The organism is Avibacterium sp. 21-595 (assembly GCF_023611905.1).
Classification (GTDB): Bacteria; Pseudomonadota; Gammaproteobacteria; order Enterobacterales; family Pasteurellaceae; genus Avibacterium.
Window position 1 is genome coordinate 532630 of record NZ_CP091455.1, and the last position, 24592, is coordinate 557221.

The 24592-nt window shown below is 40.7% G+C and carries 24 protein-coding genes and 1 tRNA gene; 8 read left to right on the top strand and 17 right to left on the bottom strand.

Translation table 11 applies throughout. The annotated features are described in order from the left end of the window. Complete coding sequence (locus L4F92_RS02535; RefSeq protein ID WP_250364094.1) at positions 1 to 678, bottom strand: hypothetical protein; 678 nt, start codon at positions 676 to 678, stop codon at positions 1 to 3. A gap of 3 nt (positions 679 to 681) precedes the next feature. After that, positions 682 to 888 carry a helix-turn-helix transcriptional regulator gene (locus L4F92_RS02540; RefSeq protein WP_035688126.1) on the bottom strand — a complete coding sequence of 69 codons (207 nt, stop codon included), beginning with the start codon at positions 886 to 888 and terminating at the stop codon, positions 682 to 684. 330 nt (positions 889 to 1218) lie between these two features. On the opposite strand from L4F92_RS02540, the gene L4F92_RS11075 reads away from it, so the two are divergent. After that, complete coding sequence (locus L4F92_RS11075) at positions 1219 to 1341, top strand: hypothetical protein (RefSeq protein WP_265748357.1); 123 nt, start codon at positions 1219 to 1221, stop codon at positions 1339 to 1341. A gap of 226 nt (positions 1342 to 1567) precedes the next feature. After that, complete coding sequence (locus L4F92_RS02545; RefSeq protein ID WP_250364095.1) at positions 1568 to 1825, top strand: hypothetical protein; 258 nt, start codon at positions 1568 to 1570, stop codon at positions 1823 to 1825. A gap of 31 nt (positions 1826 to 1856) precedes the next feature. Here L4F92_RS02545 and L4F92_RS02550 read toward each other — a convergent pair whose 3' ends face one another. Continuing rightward, positions 1857 to 3044 (bottom strand): tyrosine-type recombinase/integrase, encoded by a 1188-nt coding sequence (locus tag L4F92_RS02550; RefSeq protein WP_250364096.1) that lies wholly within the window; start codon positions 3042 to 3044, stop codon positions 1857 to 1859. Positions 3045 to 3271: 227 nt separating this feature from the next. Next, positions 3272 to 3361: transfer RNA gene (locus L4F92_RS02555), tRNA-Ser, on the bottom strand. Between the two features lie 234 nt (positions 3362 to 3595). On the opposite strand from L4F92_RS02555, the gene mfd reads away from it, so the two are divergent. From mfd to L4F92_RS02575, 4 genes are all read left to right on the top strand, one after another. After that, positions 3596 to 7030, top strand: a complete 3435-nt coding sequence (gene mfd / locus L4F92_RS02560; protein WP_250364533.1) for a transcription-repair coupling factor — start codon at positions 3596 to 3598, stop codon at positions 7028 to 7030. A gap of 86 nt (positions 7031 to 7116) precedes the next feature. Next, positions 7117 to 7701 carry a D-sedoheptulose 7-phosphate isomerase gene (gene lpcA, locus L4F92_RS02565; protein WP_250350929.1) on the top strand — a complete coding sequence of 195 codons (585 nt, stop codon included), beginning with the start codon at positions 7117 to 7119 and terminating at the stop codon, positions 7699 to 7701. Between the two features lie 111 nt (positions 7702 to 7812). After that, on the top strand, positions 7813 to 9201 hold the full coding sequence (gene mltF / locus L4F92_RS02570; protein WP_250364097.1) for a membrane-bound lytic murein transglycosylase MltF: 1389 nt from the start codon (positions 7813 to 7815) through the stop codon (positions 9199 to 9201). Between the two features lie 46 nt (positions 9202 to 9247). Next, on the top strand, positions 9248 to 9478 hold the full coding sequence (locus L4F92_RS02575; protein ID WP_250364609.1) for a hypothetical protein: 231 nt from the start codon (positions 9248 to 9250) through the stop codon (positions 9476 to 9478). A gap of 184 nt (positions 9479 to 9662) precedes the next feature. Here the strand turns inward: L4F92_RS02575 and mutT are convergent, their stop codons facing one another. The 3 genes from mutT to secM all read right to left on the bottom strand — a co-directional run bounded on the left by mutT (position 9663) and on the right by secM (position 13291). Further along, a complete protein-coding gene (mutT, locus tag L4F92_RS02580; RefSeq protein WP_250364098.1) occupies positions 9663 to 10064 on the bottom strand; it encodes an 8-oxo-dGTP diphosphatase MutT in 402 nt (133 codons plus the stop codon). 118 nt (positions 10065 to 10182) lie between these two features. Continuing rightward, positions 10183 to 12891, bottom strand: a complete 2709-nt coding sequence (gene secA / locus L4F92_RS02585) for a preprotein translocase subunit SecA (RefSeq protein WP_250364099.1) — start codon at positions 12889 to 12891, stop codon at positions 10183 to 10185. A gap of 88 nt (positions 12892 to 12979) precedes the next feature. Further along, entirely contained in the window at positions 12980 to 13291 is a 312-nt protein-coding gene (gene secM / locus L4F92_RS02590; RefSeq protein ID WP_250364100.1) for a secA translation cis-regulator SecM, read from the bottom strand. A 106-nt stretch (positions 13292 to 13397) separates the two neighbouring features. Between secM and L4F92_RS02595 the strand changes: the two genes are divergently transcribed. Beyond that, positions 13398 to 13712, top strand: coding sequence for a DciA family protein (locus L4F92_RS02595; RefSeq protein ID WP_250350924.1), 315 nt, complete (start codon positions 13398 to 13400; stop codon positions 13710 to 13712). Here L4F92_RS02595 and L4F92_RS02600 read toward each other — a convergent pair. From L4F92_RS02600 to L4F92_RS02635, 8 genes are all read right to left on the bottom strand, one after another. Then, the gene (locus L4F92_RS02600) at positions 13700 to 14566 is read right to left on the bottom strand and encodes a Dam family site-specific DNA-(adenine-N6)-methyltransferase (protein WP_250364101.1); all 867 of its coding nucleotides are present in this window, start codon (positions 14564 to 14566) and stop codon (positions 13700 to 13702) included. The genes L4F92_RS02595 and L4F92_RS02600 overlap by 13 nt on opposite strands. A 5-nt stretch (positions 14567 to 14571) precedes the next feature. Then, positions 14572 to 15660, bottom strand: a complete 1089-nt coding sequence (gene aroB, locus L4F92_RS02605; RefSeq protein WP_250364534.1) for a 3-dehydroquinate synthase — start codon at positions 15658 to 15660, stop codon at positions 14572 to 14574. Positions 15661 to 15680: 20 nt separating this feature from the next. Beyond that, positions 15681 to 16229, bottom strand: a complete 549-nt coding sequence (aroK, locus tag L4F92_RS02610; protein WP_326938203.1) for a shikimate kinase AroK — start codon at positions 16227 to 16229, stop codon at positions 15681 to 15683. Between the two features lie 135 nt (positions 16230 to 16364). Beyond that, positions 16365 to 17777 (bottom strand): type IV pilus secretin PilQ, encoded by a 1413-nt coding sequence (locus tag L4F92_RS02615; protein WP_250364102.1) that lies wholly within the window; start codon positions 17775 to 17777, stop codon positions 16365 to 16367. Positions 17778 to 17786: 9 nt separating this feature from the next. Continuing rightward, on the bottom strand, positions 17787 to 18152 hold the full coding sequence (locus L4F92_RS02620) for a pilus assembly protein PilP (RefSeq protein WP_250364103.1): 366 nt from the start codon (positions 18150 to 18152) through the stop codon (positions 17787 to 17789). Beyond that, positions 18149 to 18688 carry a hypothetical protein gene (locus tag L4F92_RS02625; protein ID WP_250364104.1) on the bottom strand — a complete coding sequence of 180 codons (540 nt, stop codon included), beginning with the start codon at positions 18686 to 18688 and terminating at the stop codon, positions 18149 to 18151. Before L4F92_RS02625 ends, L4F92_RS02620 begins: the two co-directional genes overlap by 4 nt. Continuing rightward, positions 18669 to 19193 carry a hypothetical protein gene (locus L4F92_RS02630; protein WP_250364105.1) on the bottom strand — a complete coding sequence of 175 codons (525 nt, stop codon included), beginning with the start codon at positions 19191 to 19193 and terminating at the stop codon, positions 18669 to 18671. The genes L4F92_RS02625 and L4F92_RS02630 overlap by 20 nt, the downstream gene beginning before the upstream one ends. Then, entirely contained in the window at positions 19183 to 19971 is a 789-nt protein-coding gene (locus L4F92_RS02635; RefSeq protein ID WP_250364106.1) for a competence protein ComA, read from the bottom strand. Before L4F92_RS02635 ends, L4F92_RS02630 begins: the two co-directional genes overlap by 11 nt. A gap of 157 nt (positions 19972 to 20128) precedes the next feature. Here L4F92_RS02635 and L4F92_RS02640 point away from each other — a divergent pair, with 157 nt between their 5' ends. Further along, positions 20129 to 22702, top strand: a complete 2574-nt coding sequence (locus L4F92_RS02640; RefSeq protein ID WP_250364107.1) for a penicillin-binding protein 1A — start codon at positions 20129 to 20131, stop codon at positions 22700 to 22702. 109 nt (positions 22703 to 22811) lie between these two features. Here L4F92_RS02640 and L4F92_RS02645 read toward each other — a convergent pair whose 3' ends face one another. Continuing rightward, entirely contained in the window at positions 22812 to 23444 is a 633-nt protein-coding gene (locus L4F92_RS02645; protein ID WP_250364108.1) for an FKBP-type peptidyl-prolyl cis-trans isomerase, read from the bottom strand. Positions 23445 to 23469: 25 nt separating this feature from the next. Next, on the bottom strand, positions 23470 to 24354 hold the full coding sequence (gene asd, locus L4F92_RS02650; RefSeq protein WP_250364109.1) for an archaetidylserine decarboxylase: 885 nt from the start codon (positions 24352 to 24354) through the stop codon (positions 23470 to 23472). Positions 24355 to 24592: the final 238 nt, after the last annotated feature.

The following is a 24592-nucleotide window of genomic DNA, read 5'->3' on the forward strand; positions in this document are numbered from 1 at the left end:
TTATTCACCTTTTAAATTATTGATTAATTTTTGAAATCCCGTTTTTTCTTTGGAAAAACTTTCTTTATGCTTTTGTGTTGGTGTTTTTAACTCATCACGGTTCACAAAAAGAGGCAATTCCCATTCATTATCTAGCGGAATTTCGCTATTTATTCCTTTTTCAATCTTTTTAAGTAGCATTTGTTTTACGGCATATTCAAGCGTGCCTTTGTAGCTGTCATCAAGGGGATTAGGTTGTGCAACGCCGCTATATTTGAGCAATGAATAAAGGCGGGTTAGGGTGTCTTTTTGTTCATTTAAAAAATGTTCAAATAATGCGTTAAATTCAGCCAGTAGGCTTTTTTCTCGCATTTGCAAAATTTGCTGATATTCGTTAAATAAACGTTCTTTCTGTTGATATATTTTGGCGTCTATTCCTTCTAAATAGGCTTGGTAATATTCAATTCGTGTTTTTATCCCCGTTTCAGCTTGTTTTAATGCAACATAATCATCAGCTGAAATAAAATTTTCTTTTTCTAGCTTGTTTTCTGCATTATTCGCTTGTTCGATTAAATCTTGCTGAAGTGCGGCAATAATATTCTGCGTTTTGCTTTTTTCTTTCAGCAGATTATCTAAGGCTTGTTTTTCAGCTAGATATTTCGTTTTATGTTGTTGAAATTCGGTTTTTGGTTTTTCCATTGGTTAAATCTCTTTTTGTGCGTTGATTTTGCTTTCTATCCAGTCTTCTATTTCGCTTTCCAGCCAAGCACGGCGATTTGCTGAAATGCTGATAGATTGTGGGAATTCATTTCTTGCCATTAGTGTGTAAATGGTCGTTTTTTTCAGGCTTGTGCGGTCGATCACTTGCTCAAGGCTGATAAATCGCTGTTTTCTTTGGTTTTCACTCACATTTTTAGCCCCTTGTATTTTGTTTCCGCCCTGTTTCGTTGGCGTTCGTTTTTGTTCGTGTTAAGGATAAAAAAGGGGCGTTTTTTTGTCATTTTGTTTGAATTGTGAGGGTGATGATCACAAAATCAGGCTTATTTTTTATGTAGCAACGCCAAAAATAAGGCTAGAAATATGATAAGGGCAAAATTTAGCCAAAAAGCCCCGCACTTTCTTATAACTAAAAGCACAATTTTTTGCGTTTTTTTGCGTTGATTTGCGTTGAAGAAACGCAGTTTATGAATTTAATTCATACCAAGCGGGGCAAGGCTTGAACCATCACCGCAATTTGCGTTGAAAACACTACATTTAATGCGCGGGCGTGGCGAGGAAATGCTAGCGATTTTATCGCCGCACGTTTTCCAACGTTTAGCCCAAGCAGAAGCGCACCAAGAAGGGAAAATAAAAAATCTGTAAATATGCTAAGCTAAAAGAAACGCCCCAAAATAGGCGTTTTATGGCGTTTTTGATGGCTGTATATAGATACAATAAAAATGAGCTAGTTTTGATATATGAATTATTTTCATATTCCATTGTTGAATATAAATTTAATAATAACAGTCATATATGATTTTTCTTGCTTTTTAAGAATTAGAAATAGATGATTATTTAACATATTCAACTTTCATTAAGGATTAAAAGAATGAAAAAACTTCTTACATTCGGGCTTATTCTTTCCTTACTATTCGGCGGATTAAATCCAGCACTAGCAAAAGAGAAGACAAAAAAGAAAAGTAGCATAGTTAAGAAAGCGGCTATTGCCTACGTTGCCTATAAAGTCATAACGAGTGGTAAAGACAAAAAAGAAGAAAGCAAACCAAAATCATATTATGTTGAAGAGCCTTATTCTTCCTATGATGATGAATGCGAAGAAGATGAAGAGGAATGTGAAGATGAATAAAAAAGCGGCATTGCGCCGCTTAATTTCTTGTTTAACGATTTTTCTTGCATTGCTCTACATAATCGCCCCATATTTGCATAACGGGGATCCGTCTTTCATAGAAGTTACTGCGCAAATAGACTTTTGCAGTTGTTGATTTCTCATTATGCGCCAAGCAAGCGTTAATTACTTCGTGAGCTTCTGCCCCAACATCTTCTAAATACGTTGCAGCCAGTGAGCGCATACCGTGCGGGGTCATAATATTCTTATAGCCAATACGCTTAAATGCTTGGTTTGCCGTATTTGGTGAAATGTGGCTCATATCATCAGAACGATGCGAAAAAACATATCTTTTATGCCCATTAAGTTGCTGTAATAGCCGCAATATCTCAATGGCTTGCGTGCTTAATGGCACATAATGGGGCTTATCCATCTTCATTTTTTCTGCGGGAATAACCCAGCGCTTAGTAGCAAAATCAATATCAACCCATTCAGCACTTGCCGCTTCGTTAGCCCTTACCATAGTTAAAAGCTCAAATTCGATAAGTAAGCGTGTTTGTAGCGCTAAATTTGATTCAAATAAGCGCTTAAAGAATAGCGGTAATTCTTGCGATTTAATGCAAGGATTAGGCTTTGATTTCGGTCTAGGGAAAGACTGCTTGATTAAAGCGAGATGATTACTAGATAAAATCCCCATTTCAACGGCGTGATTGCCTAATTCTCTTAAATCCCGTGCAACTTTTTCAGCCATAAACGGGGCTTTATTGGCAATAGGTTTAATCAACTCTCTTGCATTAAAAAGGGTAATGGCTGAAATAGGGTATTCGCCCAAAATTGGAAATAAATGATTTTTAAAACGTGCTAAGCGATCTTTTAAATGCGCTTCGCTTAATCTAACGCCTTTTGTCTTATGCCAATCTTCCGCAATCTCTATCAACGTGATTTTTTGCAACTGTAATTGCTTTTCTTCTGCTTGAATTTGCGCTAAAGGATCAATGCCTTGGGCAATCGAAAGATTATAAGAAATCGCCATATTTAACGCTTCTTCAAGGGAAATAATATCAGCCCGCCCAAGGTTCTTTTTTCTAATCGCCTTGGTATCGGGTAAGCGGTAAATATAACGATAAGACTTGCTACCTTTAGGGGTCATCACTAAAAAGAGTTTATGCCCTAGTGAATAGCGTTCTTCTTTGCCTGTGGCTTTCAGTTTATTGATAAAAGTTTGGTTGATTTTTGTCATAGTGTTAGCTCTTGATTTAATTGAAAAATTTCAAGAAATGATCCCTAAAATCTAAAAAATCCATTTTTGTAAGTGAGAGCTAACAAAAAAGGGATCATTTGGGATCATTTCGCCAAGAACAAAAACACGCAAAAAGAACAGAAAAAACAGAACGAACTACAAAAATCCTTGTTTTTTAATAAGTTAGTGAACAATACGAACAAAAAGAACTGAAAAAATATCAGCGATGGCGGTGAGAGGGGGATTCGAACCCCCGATGCACTTTCGCACATACACGCTTTCCAGGCGTGCTCCTTCAACCACTCGGACATCTCACCATCGGGAAGTAGTGGCTGAATATAAAGATTTCATCGGCTTTCGTCAAGCGTTTTTCCGCCTTTGGTGCTTAACTGGTTAAAATAGGGGCAGTCAAAGTGAGCGGTGGATTGTTTGAGTTTTGATACTGTGTAAAAAAACAGTGTTTTTCTTTGCAAGTTTGGGGATTTCCGCTAAACTAGGCATAATTTTAATCCGTAAAAATAGATGAAAAAAGCACCGCACTTAGCCTTATGATGTATTTTGATTTGAATATCCCAACGCAAGCCAATGATCACAAAATTTTAGCCAATGTTATTGCAGGCAGCGATACCTTAGCCCTTGCCGAAATTGCCCAAAGCCACCAAGGGCTTACCGTAGTTGTAACGCCAGATACGCGAAGTGCGGTGCGTTTATCGAAAGTTTTGGCGGAATTCGTTTCGCAGCCTGTTACCTTTTTCCCAGATTGGGAAACTTTGCCTTATGATAGCTTTTCGCCGCATCAAGACATTATTTCTTCACGGCTCAGTGCGTTATTCCATTTGCAAAATGCAAAAAACGGCATTTTCATTTTGCCTATCAGCACGTTAATGCAAAAAATTTGCCCGCCTGAGTATTTGCAGCACAATGTTTTATTGATTAAAAAAGGCGATCGCATTGTGATTAACGATTTCCGTTTGAAGTTAGAAAATGCAGGTTATCGTGCGGTGGAACAGGTGCTGGAACACGGTGAATATGCGCTGCGTGGGGCGTTGCTCGATCTGTTTCCAATGGGAAGTGCGGTGCCTTTTCGTTTAGATTTTTTTGACGATGAGATTGATAGTATTCGCACGTTTGATGTGGATACGCAGCGCACATTAGAAGAAATTCCTTCAATTCGTTTATTGCCAGCGCAAGAGTTCCCTACCGATAGCAAAGGCATTGAGTTTTTCCGTGCGAAATTTCGTGATACCTTTGGTGAGATTCGCCGTGATCCTGAGCATATTTATCAACAGGTGAGCAAAGGCACGCTGGCAGCAGGGATCGAGTATTGGCAACCGCTGTTTTTTGAGCAAATGGCTACCTTATTTGATTATTTGCCTGAACAGACGCTATTTGTGGATTTTGAGAGCAATCAGCAACAAGGTGAGCGTTTTTATCAAGATTGTGAACAGCGTTATGAAAGCCGCCGTGTTGATCCAATGCGCCCTTTATTACCGCCAGATCAGCTTTGGTTGCCCATTGACCAAATTAATCATCAGCTCAAACATTTTCCTAAAATCACCTTGAAAGCGGAGAAAGTGGCGCGTGCTTCTGTGCGTCAGCAAAACTTGCCTGTGCAAGCCTTGCCTGATTTAAGCCTAAAATTACAACAAAAAGAACCGCTCTTGCATTTGCAACAATTTATGGCGCAGTTTAATGGCGATATTGTCTTTTGTGTGGAAACGGAAGGACGGCGCGAAACCTTGCTTGATTTGCTCAGTCCGCTGAAATTAAGACCAAAACAAATCGCGCATCTTTCAGATTTGCAAGAAAAGCAAAGTTTGCTGATTTGTAGCCAAGATCGTGGTTTTATTGTGGACAAGGGCAAGGCTTCCCTTGCGTTGATTACGGAAACGGAATTGCTCGGCGAACGTGTGCAACAACGCAGCCGAGATCGACAAAAATCGGTTAATCCCGATACCTTAATTCGCCATTTAGCGGAGCTTAAAATTGGTCAGCCTGTGGTGCATTTAGATCACGGGGTAGGGCGTTATGCTGGCTTGGTTACGTTAGAAAATGCGGGGATAAAATCGGAATTTTTGCTGCTGCAATATGCTAATGATTCCAAACTTTATGTGCCGGTAACCTCACTGCATTTGATTAGCCGTTATGTAGGCGGCTCGGAAGAAACGGCGCCATTGCATAAATTAGGCAGTGATGCTTGGGCGAAAAGCCGCCAGAAAGCAGCGGAGAAAATTCGTGATGTCGCCGCTGAATTACTTGATGTGTACGCGCGCCGCGAATCGCAAAAAGGCTTTGCCTTTCATTATGATCGTGATGAGTTTATGCAGTTTTCAGCCACTTTCCCTTTTGAAGAAACCTTGGATCAAATGACGGCGATTAATGCGGTGATTTCTGATATGGCACAGCCGAAAGCGATGGATCGTTTAGTTTGTGGTGATGTGGGATTTGGTAAAACAGAAGTGGCAATGCGTGCCGCATTTTTGGCGGTGATGAACCATAAACAAGTGGCAGTGCTTGTGCCGACCACGCTTCTTGCCCAGCAACATTATGAAAACTTTAAAGATCGCTTTGCCAACTTGCCAGTGAATGTGGAAGTGCTTTCACGCTTTAAAACGGCAAAAGAGCAAAAAGCCCTGCTTGCTGAGTTAGCGGAAGGCAAGATTGATATTCTAATCGGCACGCACAAACTGATTCAGCCAGAAGTGAAATTTAAGGATCTCGGCCTGCTGATTATTGATGAAGAGCATCGTTTCGGCGTGCGTCAAAAAGAAAAAATCAAGCAACTGCGCGCCAATGTGGATATTCTCACTCTGACGGCAACGCCAATTCCACGCACCTTAAATATGGCGATGAATGGCATTCGTGATCTTTCTATTATCTCCACGCCACCTGCGCGCCGTTTAACCATTAAAACCTTTGTGCGACAGGCTGATGATTTAATTATTCGTGAAGCAATTTTGCGTGAAATTCTGCGTGGTGGGCAAGTTTATTATTTGCATAATGATGTGGCGAGCATTGAAAATTGTGCGGAAAATCTTGCCGCACTTGTACCGGAAGCGCGCATTGTGATCGGCCACGGGCAAATGCGAGAGCGTGATTTGGAGCGTGTGATGTCCGATTTTTATCATCAGCGCTATAACGTGCTAGTTTGTTCTACTATTATTGAAACAGGGATTGATGTTCCAACGGCGAACACCATCATCATTGAACGCGCGGATCGCTTTGGTTTAGCACAATTACACCAGCTGCGTGGGCGAGTGGGGCGTTCGCATCATCAAGCCTATGCCTATTTGCTCACGCCACCGCCAAAAGCAATGACAAAAGATGCCTTGAAACGCCTTGAAGCCTTGGAAAGTCTGGATAATCTTGGCGCAGGTTTTATGTTGGCAACGCAAGATTTAGAAATTCGTGGTGCAGGGGAATTGCTTGGTGATGAGCAAAGTGGACAAATTGAAAGTATTGGTTTTTCGTTATATATGGATCTGCTAGAAAGTGCGGTGAATGCACTGAAAGACGGGCGTGAACCTTCTCTTGATGAACTCACCCAACGCCAAGTTGAAATTGATTTGCGTATTCCAGCCTTATTGCCTGATGACTACCTAGGCGATGTGAATATGCGTCTTGGTTTTTATAAACGCATTGCAGGGGCAGAAAATACGCAAGAGCTTGATGAATTAAAAGTGGAGCTTATCGACCGCTTCGGGCTATTGCCGCAGCCAGCCAAAAATTTACTACAAATTGCCCAACTGCGTTTGCAAGCCAAGCCATTGCAGATCATTCGTATTGAAGCGACAGCACAAGGTGGCTTTATTGAGTTTTCGCCTAAAGCGAGCCTTGATCCAACAAAATTCTTGCAGCTTATTCAGCAATCCCCTGCGGTGTATCGCTTTGACGGCCCAACGAAATTTAGATTTCAGCGTGATTTAACCGATAACAAAGTGCGGTTGGATTTTGTTACAGAATTGCTTCAAGCGTTACAACCCTAGGCACGGAAATATAATGAATTAATGGCAAAATCGTGATAGATTAACGCCATTTTAATTTTGAGGCGTGTTTGCAAAAGGAGAATAAAATGTACTTAGATCAAATTAAAGCCGAGCTTAACGAAGCACAAGATGTGCTTAATAAATTCGTCAATGATGAAAAAAATATTGAATTAATTCAACAAGCTGCGTTGTTAATTGCAGAGAGTTTTAAACAAGGTGGAAAAGTGCTTTCGTGCGGAAATGGTGGATCGCACTGCGATGCAATGCATTTTGCTGAAGAACTCACGGGGCGTTATCGTGAAAACCGCCCCGGCTATCCTGCCATTGCGATTTCTGATGTCAGTCATTTAAGCTGCGTGAGCAATGATTTTGGCTATGATTATGTGTTCTCTCGTTATATTGAGGCAGTGGGGCAAAAAGGGGATGTACTCTTTGGTTTATCCACTTCAGGTAATTCTAAGAACATTTTGAATGCGATTAAAGCTGCAAAAGAGAAAGGAATGAAAGTGATTGCCATGACAGGTAAAGACGGGGGGCAAATGGCGGGGCTTGCCGATGTCGAAATTCGCGTGCCACATTTCCGTTATGCCGATCGCATTCAAGAAATTCATATCAAAGTGATCCATATTTTAATGATGTTGATTGAATTTGAAATGGCGAAAGCAGCATAATTTCGTTTTCATTTATTTGATAAGTGCGGTACAAAATTAAATGATTTTTTACCGCACTTTTAACGTTAGCCAAGCACAGACAATGTGTTGTGATGATAGAGTAGAGCAAGATTGAAAGGTTTATTTTTACGTATAGTGAGTGCCGTTGCCTTATTATTGTGGGCCATTGATATGGTGTTCCCGTGGCAACGCATAATGCAATCGGAAGATAATCCTTATGCAATGGTGCAAACCAAAGGTAAATTGATTGTTGGCACACTGAATAATCCCATTTCTTATTTTATTGGTTCAGAAGGCGCAACGGGGTTTGAATATGAACTCACGAAAGCCTTTGCAGATTATTTAGATGTGGAATTGGATATTCGCCCAATGGAGAGTGTTCAAGCACTGTTTTCTGCCTTATCCGCGCATCAAATTGATTTAGCGGCAGCGAATTTGCTTTATCAACCCGAAAAGTTAGAACAATTTCAGCTCGGTCCTGCGTATTCTTCTGCCTCGTGGCAACTGGTTTACCGTAAAGGAGAAAATCGCCCTACTTCGTTAGAAAAATTAAATGGACGCTTAGTGGTGGCGAAAGGCTCTGAACTCAATCTGTTACTTAATCGTTTTAAAGAACAATATGCTGATTTGCAATGGACAACAGTGGATCAAAGCCAAGAGGAATTATTACTGCAAGTTGCAGAAGGTAAACTGGATTACACCATTGCCAATTCAATAGATATTTCTATTACGCAACAAATTAAGCCACAGCTGGCGGTTGCCTTTGATGTTACTGATGAAGCGACCATTCATTGGTATTTGGCGAATAATACCTATAATGAACTGCAAGCCGCCTTGCTCGATTTTATGAATAATGCCATTGAAACAGGGCTTATTGCACGCATTGAGGAAAAATATTTTAACCATTTAGCCCAATTTGACTATGTGGATACCCGTTCTTATTTAAATGCAATTGAAACGATTTTACCGAAATATGCGGATCTTTTTGATAAGTATAAAGGGGAGTTAGATTGGCGTTTATTGGCTGCGATTGCCTATCAAGAATCCCATTGGAATCCAGAAGCCACCTCGCCAACAGGCGTACGCGGAATGATGATGCTGACTAAGGCAACAGCGGAACGAATGAAAATCAACAATCGTTTAGATGCGGAACAAAGCATTAAAGCGGGATCGGAATATTTGCATTTATTACTGGCGCAAATGCCAAATACCATCCGCCAAGAAGATCGCATTTGGTTTGCTTTGTGTGCGTATAATATGGGACTTGGGCATTTGCTTGATGTACGCCGCTTAACAAAGAGCCTTGGTGGCGATCCCGATAACTGGCTTGATGTGAAGAAAAATCTGCCTTTATTGGCGGAAAAACGTTATTACACTAATTTAAAATATGGCTATGCACGAGGTTATGAGGCTTATCAGTATATTGAAAATATTCGTCGCTATATGAACAGCATTGTGAATTATCACCGCATACAGCAAAACCAAGAAGCACCACACTAAGGTTTACCCTAACATAGAAAATCATTTAGAGGATTTTCCTTAGGCTGTGAATAGAGATAGAAAAGAAGAAGGACATTATGGCAATAAAAAGAAAAACATTTTTGAAGAAAAACAACACGAAATTATTCCGTTTATCTCAGGTACGAGCGTTAAGACTAAAACGTTTGAAGCAAAGAAAATTCCGCTTACACGAACGTCATTCATTGCAATTTGTGATACAGGATATTTGTTGTTAAGGCGCTATTTGGGTAACGGGACTAAAAATAGCCAAAATTGAACACAACACAAGACAGCGTGTTGTAGAGCATAAAGGAATTTTCTCAAGCAATTTAACCACGTTTTATAAGATTTTTTGGGTGAGATCACCAAGTCGTTAGTGTGCTAAATGGGCATAGCACCTAATTCGTTGAAAAAAGAAAAGCATTATATTTTTCATATAATGCTTTTTTATTGGTGATAACTTATTGATTTTCAGCTAGTAAACGTTGAATAAGCTTACTGTTAGCGGGCGGAAATTGACTGGCATCGAGTTCAGATTGTGCAATCCACATTCCTTCCTGCCCTTCTCGACCAAAAGGTTCGCCCACCCATTGTTCCACAAGGTAAAAATAAAATTGAATGACCTTGCTGGGATATTCAAAGGTAAAACGCTCAAATAACTCGGCGTTGAGAATATGAATGCCGATTTCTTCTTCAAGTTCTCTGGCAAGGGCTTGCTCGGGCGTTTCACCTTTATCGATTTTCCCGCCGGGGAATTCTAAAGATTGCGCAAAATCCTGCCCTTCAAGGCGTTGAGTAAGATAAATTTGCCCAAATTCATTACGAATGATCCCAGCTGCAACTTGGATAATCGGTTTTACCATTTTTTCTCCTTAGGGTTTGTGGATAACTCAAATGTAAAAAAAATGAATGATCAACAGACCCTCTATAAAGTGCGGTAAAAAAATCAGAAATTTTTACCGCACTTTTATATTTTATCAATTAACGATAGTTCGCCGCACGATTGCCATGGCAATGTTTGTATTTTTTCCCTGAACCGCACGGGCAAGGCTCATTACGCCCAATCTTACGATCTGAAGGCGGCAATGGCGTTTGTTCCGCCTGTTCATCGTCAGTGTTATATTGCATTTGCGCCTGTTCACGGGCAGCCATTTCTTGTTGTAATCTTTCTGCTTGTTCAATTTCTTCTTGCGTACGGATTTGTACACGGCTTAGTGTCGTGATAACGCTGAGCTTTAATGCGTCAAGCATATCTGTGAACATTTGGAAAGATTCTTTCTTATACTCTTGTTTTGGATCTTTTTGTGCATAACCACGCAAGTGAATGCCACGGCGCAGGTGATCCATTGCTGATAAATGCTCTTTCCAAAGTTCATCAAGGGTTTGTAACATAATGCCTTTTTCAAAATGGCGCATTGATTCCGAACCAACTAGTTCTTCTTTACGTTTATATTCCGCAACAGCCGCTTCAATAATGCGTTCACGCAAGGTTTCTTCGTGTAAGGCATTATTTTCTTCTAACCATTGTGCGATAGGTAAATCTAACGCAAAATCTTGTTTTAAACGTTGTTCTAATCCGGGAATATCCCACATTTCTTCTAGAGAATTTGGTGGAATATATTGATCAATAACCGTGTTAAACACATCTTGGCGGATCACTTCAATGGTGTCAGCGATGTTTTCATTATCCAGTAATTCATTACGTTGCTGATAAATCGCGTGGCGTTGATCGTTCGCAACGTCATCAAATTCTAATAGGTTTTTACGCCCGTCGAAGTTATGCGCTTCCACTTTTGCTTGCGCTGAGGCAATTACTTTGGTGAGCAACTTAGATTCCATTGCTTCCCCCGGTGTGCTGAAGGCTTTACGCATCATATTCAATTTACCTTCATTCAGGTAAATTCGCATTAAGGCATCATCTAAGGATAAGTAGAAACGAGATGAACCGGGATCGCCTTGACGTCCTGAACGTCCACGCAATTGGTTATCAATACGGCGTGATTCGTGGCGTTCTGTACCGATAATATGCAAACCGCCAGCTTGTTTTACAATGTCGTGGCGTGTTTGCCAGTTGGCTTTGATCGCGTCGATTTGTGCGTCAGTTGGATTATCTAATTTCGCCACTTCTGCTTTCCAGTTCCCGCCAAGTACAATATCTGTACCGCGTCCTGCCATATTGGTGGCAATAGTGACGGCAGCGGGATAACCTGCATTGGCAATGATTTCAGCTTCTTGTGCGTGGAATTTGGCATTTAGCACACTGTGCTTAATTCCCGCTTTGGTTAATGCATCAGATAATAATTCTGATTTTTCAATCGATGCTGTCCCTACTAATACAGGTTGGTTACGGGCAATGCAGTCTTTGATTTCTTCGATAATCGCCGCAAATTTGTATTGTTCATTTTCAAACATTAAATCAGTACGATCATCACGAATCATTGGTCGATTGGTTGGGATTACAATGGTTTCCAAGCCATAAATTTGTTGAAATTCAAAGGCTTCCGTATCTGCTGTTCCGGTCATTCCGGCTAATTTTTCATAAAGACGGAAATAATTTTGGTAAGTAATGGATGCCACTGTTTGATTTTCATTTTGGATTGGCACCCCTTCTTTGGCTTCGATGGCTTGGTGTAAACCTTCAGACCAACGACGCCCTGCCATTGTACGCCCTGTATGTTCATCAACAATGATAATTTCACCATCTTTTACGATGTAATCAACATCACGCTCAAAGAGGGTATGCGCACGCAATGCAGCATAAACGTGGTGTAATAGTGCGACTTTGGCTGGGGAATAAAGGGATTCTGACTCTTGCATTAATCCTTGTTCAATCAGCCACGTTTCGATTTTTTCTTGCCCACGTTCAGTCAGATAGGCTTGTTTTGTTTTTAAATCTAAGGTGTAATCCCCATCACCTTGATAGTCTTCAGTGTCTTCTTTATCTTGTTTAATTAAATGTGGGATTAACTTATCAATGGCGATATAAAGTTCCGAACTATCTTCCGCAGGCCCTGAAATAATCAGCGGAGTACGAGCTTCGTCAATCAAAATAGAATCCACTTCATCCACTAAGGCGTAGTAGAGTTCTTTCTGGAAACGTTCTTGAGCAGAATGAGCAAGGTTATCGCGTAAATAATCAAAGCCTAATTCGCTATTTGTTGCATAAGTAATATCTGCGGCATAAGCAGCACGTTTTTCCTCAGCAGGTAATCCCGGAATATTTACGCCCACAGTCATACCTAAAAATTCAAATAAAGGACGGTTAGTTTCTGCATCTCGACGAGCAAGATAATCGTTTACCGTTACAACGTGTACCCCTTTTCCAGTTAAGGCATTAAGATAGCAAGGTAAGGTAGCGGTCAGCGTTTTCCCTTCCCCAGTACGCATTTCTGCAATGCAGCGATCATTCAGCACCATTCCACCAATTAATTGGACATCAAAATGACGCATAACAAGTACACGTTTACTTGCCTCACGCACCGTAGCAAAAGCTTCAGGTAATAGACTTTGTAAGGTTTCACCGTTTTTTAGGCGTTCACGAAATTCTGCGGTTTTACCTTGTAATTGTTCATCGCTTAACGCTTCAAATTCCGGTTCCATTTTGTTGATTTTTGCCACCTGTTTGTTTAAGCGACGTAGAATACGGTCATTACGACTGCCAAAAATTTTTGTAAAAATAGTTCTAAACATAATCTTATTTCTTTTATATCAATAGGTTAAATTAAACTTCAGCAAGGTGCTGAAATCATTCAAAGGGTATATATTTGGCGGAAAAAGGCTAAGCAACAGGGCCAGCGCGGATTGGTGTAGCCGCACGCAATACAGGAAAAATAAAGTGCGGTGCTTTTTGATGGAGAATTTTCGGGGCAACAAAATGGTTTTTCGTTGGTTTTTGTCGCTGTTGAATAATTTGTTTGTGCGCAACAAGCTGATGACAAGCAAGCTGTTGCGTTTGGCGTTGTTCCCGAGAATAATTTTCACAAGCAAGCCCCGTATTTTCTATACCTTGTGCATTAGGCAAGGCAAAGATCGCAATCATACTGAGTAGGAATTGCGACCAAAAATTCTGTGTGCTTTTAGATGAAATCATTCGGTAACTTATTTTTAATCAAAAAATCACTGTCATTGTAGCGGAAAATCACTACAATGTCTTACTTTGATGTGTAATATTAGGTCAAAAAAGTAGAAAACAAGTAATGCGATACAGTAAACCCACCAATGTACAAGACGTGTTAGAAAATTCTCGCCTTGGCAAAATTATGCAAAAAGGCATTTTGTTACAACAATTAAACGAGCAATTAGCGCGGTTATTTCCAAGTCAATTTAACGGTTTTTATCGTGTGGCGAATTTTTCTGAAACGGTATTGGTGATTGAGGTGGCAAATGCGATGGTGCGCCAAGGTTTGTTATTCAGAGAAAAAGAGCTATTAGCAAAAGTAAAGGAGTTAAATCCGCAAATTCAGCAACTTCAATTTAACGTCAATCCTGCCTTGCTCAGTCAGCCTCGTTGAGTTTGGTTGCCGTGAAAAGTCGCGATTAACTCATTGACTTTAATTCGTTTATGAGAGGCTTGGCTGATTGAACGTTGCACTTTTAAACGTTTGATTTTCGCCCCTTGATAAATTTGACGTGTAAATTTGGTATCGTGATTGGAAATCAAGACAGGAATTTGATGTTCCTTGGCGGTATGTTGTGCTAAGTTTGCCAAGGCTTGTTGATGCGCTAAAGAAAAATCATTCCCCGCATAACTGGTGAAATTGCTTTCTTGCTTAATCGGCGCATAAGGCGGATCACAATAAATAACGGAATTTTCATCCGCAAATTTAAACGCTTCGTGAAAATCGGCGCAAATAAACACCGCACTTTGTGCTTTATGGGCAAAATAACGTAGCTCAAGTTCGGGGAAATAATGGGTTTTATAACTTCCGAAAGGCACGTTAAATTCCTGCTTACTGTTATAACGGCATAACCCATTGAAACCAAAACGGTTGAGATACAAAAACAAAACGGAACGTTCAAAGTGATTGCTGGATTGATTAAATTGGCTACGCTGTGCGTAATAATACTCAGGTGTATTGGCATCAGGGTGGAAAAAGACCGTTTTCACTGCCTCAATATACAAATTTACATCTTGCTTAACCGTATTAAACAGATTAATTAAATCCGCATTAATATCTACCAAAATATAGCGTTCAAATTGGCTATTCAAAAAAACTGCCCCAGCGCCGACAAAAGGTTCAATAAGGCATTGTTTTTTCTTAGGAAATAATTTATTGATTTGATCGGTAAGACGAAATTTTCCGCCCGCCCATTTTAGAAAAGGGCGGTATTTTTGTTGTGGGAAAATTGTCGCATTAGGATACATTGAAGTTAGTCAGTTTGTGTGCAACGGACAATGGCTGCAAGAACAAGATCTTTGTCGCTATCGGTAGCCACATAAGCCTGTCCAAGTGATTTCAGCAATACGAGGCGTAATTTTCCGGCTAATACTTTTTTATCACGCATCATATGTGGTAGGTAATCTTCAGGTTGCATTGTATCTGGCGAAACCGTAGGTAAGTTCGCACGCGCAAAAAGTTTTTCTAAACGCCCCACATCTTGTACGGATAAATCGCCTAACATTTCAGAAAGTGCTGCTGCCATCATTGAGCCAGCGGCGACGGCTTCACCGTGTAACCATTGCCCATAGCCTAAATGGGTTTCAATGGCGTGACCAAAAGTATGACCTAAATTAAGTAAGGCTCGGTCGCCTTTTTCGGTTTCATCTCTTGCCACCACATCGGCCTTAATTTGGCAACAACGGGCAATACAGTGCTGTAACGGGGCTTGTTCAAGGGCAACCAATTCATCAATATGTTGTTCTAACCATTCAAAGAATGGGTAATCTAAAATAGCGCCGTATTTAATCACTTCCGCTAAACCTGCATTGACTTCGCGTTTCGGTAAGGTATGAAGGGTGAGCGTATCTACAATCACTGTACAAGGTTGATAAAACGCCCCAATCATATTTTTACCGAGTGGGTGATTCACGGCGGTTTTTCCACCAACAGAAGAATCGACTTGAGCAAGTAGCGTGGTTGGAATTTGGATAAAACGCACACCACGTTGATAACTGGCTGCAGCATAGCCTACGACATCGCCAATCACCCCGCCACCTAACGCAATCAAAGTCGTGTCGCGACCGTGATTTTTTTCTAATAATGCAGTGAAGATCAGATTGAGCGACTCAAGATTTTTATATTGCTCACCATCGGGTAACAATACGTGATCAACTTGACAACCAAGCTGAGTTAATGTTTCTGTGACTGGCACAAGATAATGTTGTGCAATGGTCGGATTGCTCACAAGCATTACTTTATCGCCTGCTTTTAGGGGATAAACACTAGGATCGGAGAGCAAGCCAGCGCCGATATAAATAGGATAACGACGTTCTTTTAATTCAACATTTACGCACAACATCATTTTTTCCTTTTGCTTAATTAGCCGTTGATATTTTCAATTAAATCAACGATTTGATTTGCCATTACTTTGGCACTTTGATCATCCGTGGGTAAGGTAATATCCGCTACTTCTTGATACAGCGGATTACGAATTTTTGAAAGTTCCTCAAGCACTTGGCGTGGATCTTCTACATCTTGTAGTAACGGACGTTTTTTATCGCGTTGCGTACGTTGGAATTGTTTTTCTACGGTGGTTTCTAAATAGATCACAATGCCACGCGCAGAAAGATGGTTGCGGTTTTCTTTTGACATTACCGCTCCGCCACCCGTGGAAAGCACAATGCCTTGTTTTTGTGTTAATTCATTAATAATACGTTCTTCGCGCTTGCGGAAACCTTCTTCGCCTTCAACATCAAAAATCCAGCTAATGTCAGCACCGGCACGTTGTTCAATTTCCGCATCGGTATCAATAAAATCCATTCCTAACATTTGCGCTAATTGACGACCAATAGTGCTTTTTCCCGCGCCCATTGGACCTACTAAGAAAATATTACGTTTTTCTGCCATTTCTCGTTGTTCTTCTTTAATAAAATTTAAAATAATTGATCTTTCCGATAAATAAAAAGACAACCACAAAATCAAATATGGTTGCTAAAAGATCACCCAAAAAATAATGGCGATTATCTCAATAAATGCCTACCTTTTTCAACCGTCAAAATAAATTTATTTGCGAGATTTGGACGAAATTTTCAAAGAAGATGGCGAAGTGCGGTGATTTTTTGGTGGATTTTTCACCGCACTTGGTTTTTCTGCGCGTTGCCCTTTTTTGATCAAATGTGGTGTAACGAAAATAACCAGTTCCCGTTTTTGATGACGTTCCACTTCTTTACTGAATAAACGTTTAATCACGGGAATATCACCTAGCACAGGCACTTTATCTAAGGCTTTGGTAATGGTGTCGTGGAAAATACCCCCTAGCACAATGGTTTCCCCATCTTGGGCAAAGACTTGCGTGTTAATTTCTTGCTTATCAATGGCAATCACTTCGTTTTCACCGTAAGCAACACGTCGCCCCGGCGCATTTTGGCTGACGACTAAATCCAGTAAAATGCCGTTATCTTTTGATAAATGAGGGGTAACGTCTAATCCTAGCACTGCTTCGCGAAACTCAATGGTCTGGCTATCATTTTTACTATTATTCACCACATAAGGGATTTCCGTCCCTTGCTTGATGCTAGCGCTTTTCTTATTCGTTGTAAGCAAACTTGGGCTAGCGATGATTTCCACGCTATTTTCGCGCTCCAACGCAGTTAATTCTAAATCAAGCAAGCGTCCATTAATTTTGGCAATTTGCAGTGCCACTGAGCCGGCGGGCGTATTCGTGGTGGCAAAATTCACATTGAGATTATCGGTAATATTGGTAAAGCCATTCGCATTCAGACTACCACTCACTTTATGGCTTGCCTCTGTCGGCGTGAAAATCCCCCAACGCACGCCAAGTTCTTTCAGGCTTTCATCGCTAATGGTAACAATACGCGCTTCAATAGCGATTTGCTCAATGGGTTTATCCATTTCCATTACTATCCCTTTAATTTGTTTCAATATTGCTTTTTCATCTTTAATGATCAAGAGGTTGCTACGATCGTCAAAGCTTATACTGCCATTTCCAGAAAGCAATGAACCACTGCCTGAAGTCAGTGTTTTCATCATTTCAGAGGCTTTAGCATAGTGTAATTTTATCGTCATTGTGGATAGCGTGGGCAAAACAGGGGCGCTCATTTCGGGTAATGTATCGACAAATTCAATGGGAAGGGGATTGGTACTTTCTGATGAAGAATGTGGCGTGGCTTTGCTTAAATAATAAATGCCATTTTCCTGCCAAAATTGGAGTTGTTTAATTTTAGCCACCACTTGCAGAAATTGCGCAAGCGTTGTTTGTTGCAGTTGTAACGAAATCGAGCCTTGCAATTCATCATCGATCACTAAATTCACGTTTTGTTGTGCCGCGAGTTGTTGCACGGTATGTACCAAAGGGGCTTGCTGTAAGCGAATTGAAAAGGTTTCATCGGTTTTTTCGCTCGCAGAGGCAAGCAATGAAAAACTCAGAAAAAATGCACCGCACTTTAATAATCGCATTTTTCTCTCCTAAAAGGTTAGATAAACAACTTGTGATTGCGCACAGTCAAAAAGTGTAATTTGCTGTGGTGAGATTTCCGTAATCTGTAATCTTTCTTGAGCGATCACATCTTGGTTTTTAACAAAGATAATTTGTTGATGTTGATGACTAAAAATGGCGTTGAGATGTTCTGGTAACTGAATAATGCCGACTAACTTAAGTTGCTGGAAAGAGGAATTTTCCGCCAAGACTTTTTGATGACTAGGACAGTGTACAGAATTTGCTTGATTGATAACTTTCGTTTGTGTTGTACGTTGAGTATGATCAAAGGGATCCTGTGCTTGCGCAGAAAAAAAGGCATTGAACAGGATCAAAAAAAGAAACGATTTTTTCATTGCTTATCCTTATGTAAAGAAAGTTTAAAGCGAACCTCAGTGATGAGTGTGCGTTGTGAGAGTGGATTTTCTTGTGTTTTGTAAATGTGAAGTTGTAATACATTGAGCTGTGGCGTGCGATCTAAAAGTGCGGTCAAAAATTGGCGTAAATGCTCAAATTTGCCAGCTAACTGCATTGTTAAATAAGGGGCTTGGTAAAAATGCCACTGGCTATTTTTGACTTGTAATTGAAAATCCTGTGGGCGTAGTGCTTGGTTTATTTCAGCGATATCGTGTGTGAGTTCGGGTGTAAAGGGGCGTTGTTTACTTTGCTGTAATGAACTTAAAATTTGTTTTTGATGATCCAAATCTTGCGTTAATTGCACAATTTGACGTGCGGTTTGCGCATTTTGCTGTTGGGCTTGCTGATATTCGATCACCAAAAAAAATAACGGCAAAAAGGTGCAAGTGAGCAATATGGCATATTGCTTGAAGGCGGAAAGTTGGGCGAACTTGCCAAGTAAATTATGCGGATTGTTAAAAAGTAGCATCGTCATCTTGTTCATTGCTTAATTGAAATTCAAACGTCAGTTGTGAACCCGTGGGCTGAAATTGGGTAAGTTGTGAGTGGTTAAATTGTTCTAATTGTGTAATGCGTTGCTGTAATTGTTCAAATTCTTGCTGATTTTCCGTAAAACCGCTGAGTAATAATTTTTGTTGTGTCAGCGACACTTCATTTAATTCCCCTTGTTGCAAAGGAAGCGCCGCAAGCCAGTTTAAAAATTGAACAATGTTTTGTGCTGGCAAAGGTTGTTGTTCTTGTTGAGAAACATAGTTTTGCCTTAACGCATTAATTTGTTCAATGGTTTCGGCTAAACGCTGTGAGAGGCTTTCATATTGCTCATTTTTTTGTGGTGCTATGGCTTGCTCTGCGTGTAAAACGTGACGCATCATAATCTGACCAGCAAGGCTAATGACTAAGCAAATGCCTGCCCGAATCAGCAATTTTTTTACATTCTTATGATGAGTCGCCAATCGCCACGGTAGTAAATTAATCGCCATTCCCTGCTCCTTCTTGTCGCCATAACGCATTACCTAACGCGATAAAAGGCAAATGGGTTTCTACGGTCTGCCATTGGCTAGGCAAGGGTTGGGCTTGTACATCACCGCAATAGACATAAATTTGTTCAGGCTGAAAGGAATAACGTTGGCAGAACATTTCAGCAAGTGCGGGGAGATTTTTATCAATATGTTGTATAAATTGCATCGTGGGTGCGTTGGGCTGAATGGCAAAGGTGTATTGCTCATCTTGGTAAAGGAAAAGTACCTGACTTTCCGTGCCAATCCCCGTCAGGTAGTGAAATGCTCGGATAATAGCGTGAATACAGCAATCCAGCACTTGAATGGGCAAAGGGGCGTAAGCGTTTAGATAATCCAAGGCGGTTTGTCTTTTTATCGCAACAATACTCAGTTTTGCGCCCTGTTTGAGCGTTTCTAATTGATAATCAAACCAAATTTCTTCAAGAGGAAGAGGCAAGGCTTGTGAGAATAAAAATCGGCATTGTTGCTCACATTCTGCGGGCGTTAAAATTTGTGGTAATAACAGAGTTTGTATCCACGTGTATTGTGGTGAGATTGCGGTAATAAACCTCATTGTTTTCAAGGAATGGCGACTTGATGATGGCATATGTCGCGCAAGCTGTGGTAACGAAATTGGTGAGGATAACGTGCAACACTGCACTTGATTGGTTTCATCAAACCAAACACATTGGTAATTTTCGCCCTTTTTCCATACACCCACTTGTTGTTTTTGTGCGGCGCAATGCGTTATTTTCCTCATTCTTTCTACCTAATATTCATTTTAAATGCACTTTTAGCTTTGGATTTCTTTGACTAAACTTTATACTTACGTTTTAAGGAAGTAGTTAAGCTAAAATTTCGGGTTTTAGTTTTTCTGATTTTTTTCAATTTTGCACGAATGAAGAGAGAATTTTACGATGCGGATCGCAAAATTAATTTTAAGTAGCTTGCTGACAATCATTATTTTAGGCTGTGTTGTCGTAGGAATTTTTTATGTTCAATTAAAATCAAGCTTGCCGAGTGTAGATTCCCTAAAAACGGTGGAATTACAACAGCCGATGCAGATTTATACGGCTGATGGCAAGCTCATTGGTGAAGTGGGAGAACAGCGCCGTATTCCTGTGAAACTGAATGAAGTGCCAAAAAAATTAATTGATGCCGTATTGGCAACAGAAGATAGCCGTTTTTATGAACATCACGGTTTAGACCCTGTGGGGATTGCGCGTGCAATTAGTGTCGCGGTGATGAAAGGGGGGGCTTCTCAAGGGGCAAGTACTATTACTCAACAGCTTGCACGAAATTTCTTTTTAACGCCAGAAAAAAACATCGTGCGTAAAGCAAAAGAAGCCATTTTGGCGATCGAAATTGAAAACACCCTAAGCAAAGATGAAATTTTAGCGCTTTATCTGAATAAGATTTATCTTGGCTACCGTGCTTATGGCGTTGCTGCCGCGGCAAAAACCTATTTCGGCAAATCGCTCGATCAGCTTACTTTGTCAGAAATGGCGGTCATTGCAGGATTACCAAAAGCGCCCTCCACAATGAACCCTCTCTATTCGCTTAAACGAGCCACCGCACGCCGAAACGTGGTGCTTGGACGAATGTTAGAAATGAAATATATCAACCAAGCAGAATATGATGAAGCGATTAACGAACCGATTGTGGCAAGCTATCACGGCGCACAATTAGATTTTAAAGCGGATTATGTTACTGAAATGGTTCGCCAAGAAATGGTGAAACGTTTTGGTGAAGAAAATGCCTATACCAGCGGCTATAAAGTTTATACGACGGTGCTTTCTGCTGATCAGGCAGAAGCACAAAAAGCAGTGCGTGATAATTTGCTTGCCTATGATATGCGTCACGGTTATCGTGGTGCAACGGTGTTATGGAAAAAAGAGGAAAGCGCGTGGGACGAAGATAAAATTATCGACGCCCTAAAAAAACTACCTAATTCAGCCCCTCTCGTACCTGCTGCGGTATTAGAAAATAGTAAAGCTGGCACAAAAGTATTATTAGATGATGGCAGCAGCCTAACCCTTTCGCCAAACGCAATGCGCTGGGCGGGTAAAAAACAGCCAAAAGCAGGTGAACAAATTTGGTTGCGCCAACGTGGTAATGGAGAGTGGCAACTTTCCCAACTCCCTGAAGTCAATTCCGCGTTGGTTTCTCTCAATAGTGATAATGGCGCGATTGAAGCATTAGTCGGTGGCTTTAGCTTTGAACAAAGCAAATTTAACCGTGCCACTCAATCTTTAGTGCAAGTGGGATCATCTATCAAACCTTTTATCTATGCAGCCGCCTTAGAAAAAGGGCTAACCTTATCAAGTGTGCTACAAGATTCCCCGATTGTGATCAAAAAACCGGGGCAAAACGTGTGGACACCGAAGAATTCACCAAACCGCTATGATGGGCCAATGCGCTTGCGCGTGGGGCTAGGGCAATCCAAAAATATGATTGCGATCCGAGCAATCCAAATGGCAGGCATTGAGTTTACTGCGGATTTCCTACAACGCTTTGGTTTCCAACGCGATCAATATTTTGCCAGTGAAGCCTTGGCTTTAGGTGCAGCGTCATTCACCCCACTTGAAATGGCGCGTGCTTATGCCGTGTTTGATAATGGGGGGTTCTTGGTAAATCCTTACCTTATCGAAAAAATCCTAGATAATAGCGGCAAAGAACTGTTTGTTGCGAACCCACAAATTGCGTGTGTAAGCTGTGATAACATTCCTGTGATTTATGGGGAAACTGAAAAATTAGATGGCTTTAAAAACCTTGATTTAGAAAAACCAGATAATTTAGCCGCCACGGATAGCAGCACCAATGGTGAGGAGCTAGATCAAGATGAACAGCCTAACGATATTCCAGAACTTGATCGTCAAAATAAAAAGTTAGATGAAAATGCACTGGATTTTATGGCACAAGATAAAAAAGCCAATGCCCAAGTGCAGTATGCCCCTCGTGTCATTAGTGGTGAACTGGCGTTCTTAATTCGTAGTGCGTTGAACACCGCAATTTATGGCGAACAAGGCTTAGGTTGGAAAGGAACCAGCTGGCGAATGGCAAATCAAATTAAGCGTTCGGATATTGGCGGAAAAACAGGGACTACCAATAATTCAAAAGTGGCTTGGTATGCAGGTTTCGGGGCAAATATCACCACGGCGGTCTATGTTGGCTTTGATGATAATAAACGTAATTTAGGAAAAGGCGAGGCTGGCGCACAAACAGCAATGCCAGCGTGGATTGATTATATGAAAACGAGCTTGAAAGATGTACCCGAGCGTATTCTTCCACTTCCACAAAATATTATAGAAAAGCGTATTGATACAGGTTCTGGTTTGCTTTCTAATAGTGGTGGACGTAAGGAATACTTTATCAAAGGTACTGAACCTAAACGCGCTTATGTGAAAGAACGTGGTTATTATGTACCGCCTGAATTATTGGAGCGTTTAAACGGTGGAGTGAAATCCTCTGAGCAACAAGAACTATTCTAGTCTGACTTAAGGGAGTGCATAAAAACAAAGTGCGGTTATTTTTCCACGCATTTTTCTAATTGAAAAAAGACCTAGCCATTAGCTAGGTCTTTTTTACGGAGAAGATCAATTAAAGAATATCTAACAATTCCACTTCAAAAACAAGGGTGCTAAATGGTGGGATTGACGCACCAGCACCGCGTTCACCGTAGGCAAGGTTATGTGGAATAGTGAGTTTCCATTTTGAGCCTACTGGCATCATTGAAAGGGCTTCAACCCAACCAGCAATCACGCCACTTACAGGGAATTCCGCCGGCTGACCGCGTTGTACAGAGCTGTCAAAAACCGTGCCATCAGTAAGGGTACCTGTGTAATGAACGCGTACTTGATCTTGTTTACTTGGGATCTTGCCATTGCCTTCAACTAAGATTTCATATTGTAAGCCTGAATCTGTTACTTGCACGCCCTCTTTTTTGGCATTTTCCGCAAGATAGGCTTTGCCGGCTTCTTCAATTTGTTTGAATTGTGCTTTCGCCGCCTCAGCAGCTTGTTGTTGAAGTTGTTGTAAGGCTTGAGTTACTTCGTTTAAATCAATTGCAGGTGGATTTTGATTTAACACATCGAAAATCCCTTTGGCAACGGCTTCAGGCTTAACCGCTAATTTACTTTCTACTAATTGTTGACCGATTTGTAAACCGATACCATAGCTACCTTTTGCTGAGATATCATCTAAAGAGACTTGATTAAAAAATTGTTCTGACATTGTTTTTTCCTTTTCATTAAATAAATTACTGTTTATAGGCTAAGACTTCACCCATATGGACTGGTGTATCAACGGCTAATTGCTCGGCTAATTTCACTTGATTTTGTTGGAATAAGTTAATTACCGTAGAACCAAGTTGGAAAGCCCCCATTTCTTGTCCTTTGTGCAGTTTTACCGCATTTTCACCCTCATAGGTCCAAACTTTCACTTCATTTGAGCGTGGAGGATTAATAATGCCAGCCCATTGCGTGCTAATGCTCGCCGTGATGGTCGCACCAACTAAAATTTGTACCATTTGCCCAAATTCTGTATCAAAAAGACAAATGACACGCTCATTACGTGCAAATAGATTTGGTATATGCTCGGCTAAAAATGGATTTACTGAAAAAAGCGCACCCGGAACATAAATCATTTTGCGTAATGTGCCATCACAAGGCATATGTACACGGTGATAATCTCTCGGTGAAAGATAGATAGTGGCGAATTCACCATTTTTAAAGGTCTGGACTAATTCGTCATCATTCGCTAATAGATCCTCTAAATGAAAATTATGCCCTTTAGCTTGTAATAAACGATTGTCGTCAATGTGTCCTAATTGGCTGATTCTGCCGTCCGCAGGTAAACAAAGTGCGGTAGGATTTTCATCAATTTTTCTTGCACCTTCTGCTAAGGGACGGATAAAAAATTCATTGAACGTCGCATAATCATTAAAATGAGGTTTTGCGGCCTCTTGCATATTAACTTGATATTTTTTAGCAAATAATTTGATGACAAAATGGGTAACAACTCCCCAGCGTTGTTTAGCAAACCAACCCGCAAGTTGAGTTAAATAAAGCTGCGGCATCAGATATTGAAATGCCACTTTTGCACGTTGCCAATAAGTTAAAGGCATTTGCGTTTTTACTGTCATAACGTTTTCCTTTGTTAAAATGGAAAGGGGATTATATCAACTTATCCTACTTGTGCAATGATATGCAGAATTTGCCTTGATTTCTCGTGGGAATAGGGGTAGTGTTCATTTTCGATTATATGGCTGTAGGGGCAGATCTATGTGTCTGCCCGAAACATTAATGATTATACGGACGGACACATAGGTCCGTCCCTACAGAAAAATGATATGAAATACGGGCGAATACATCGTTTTCCCT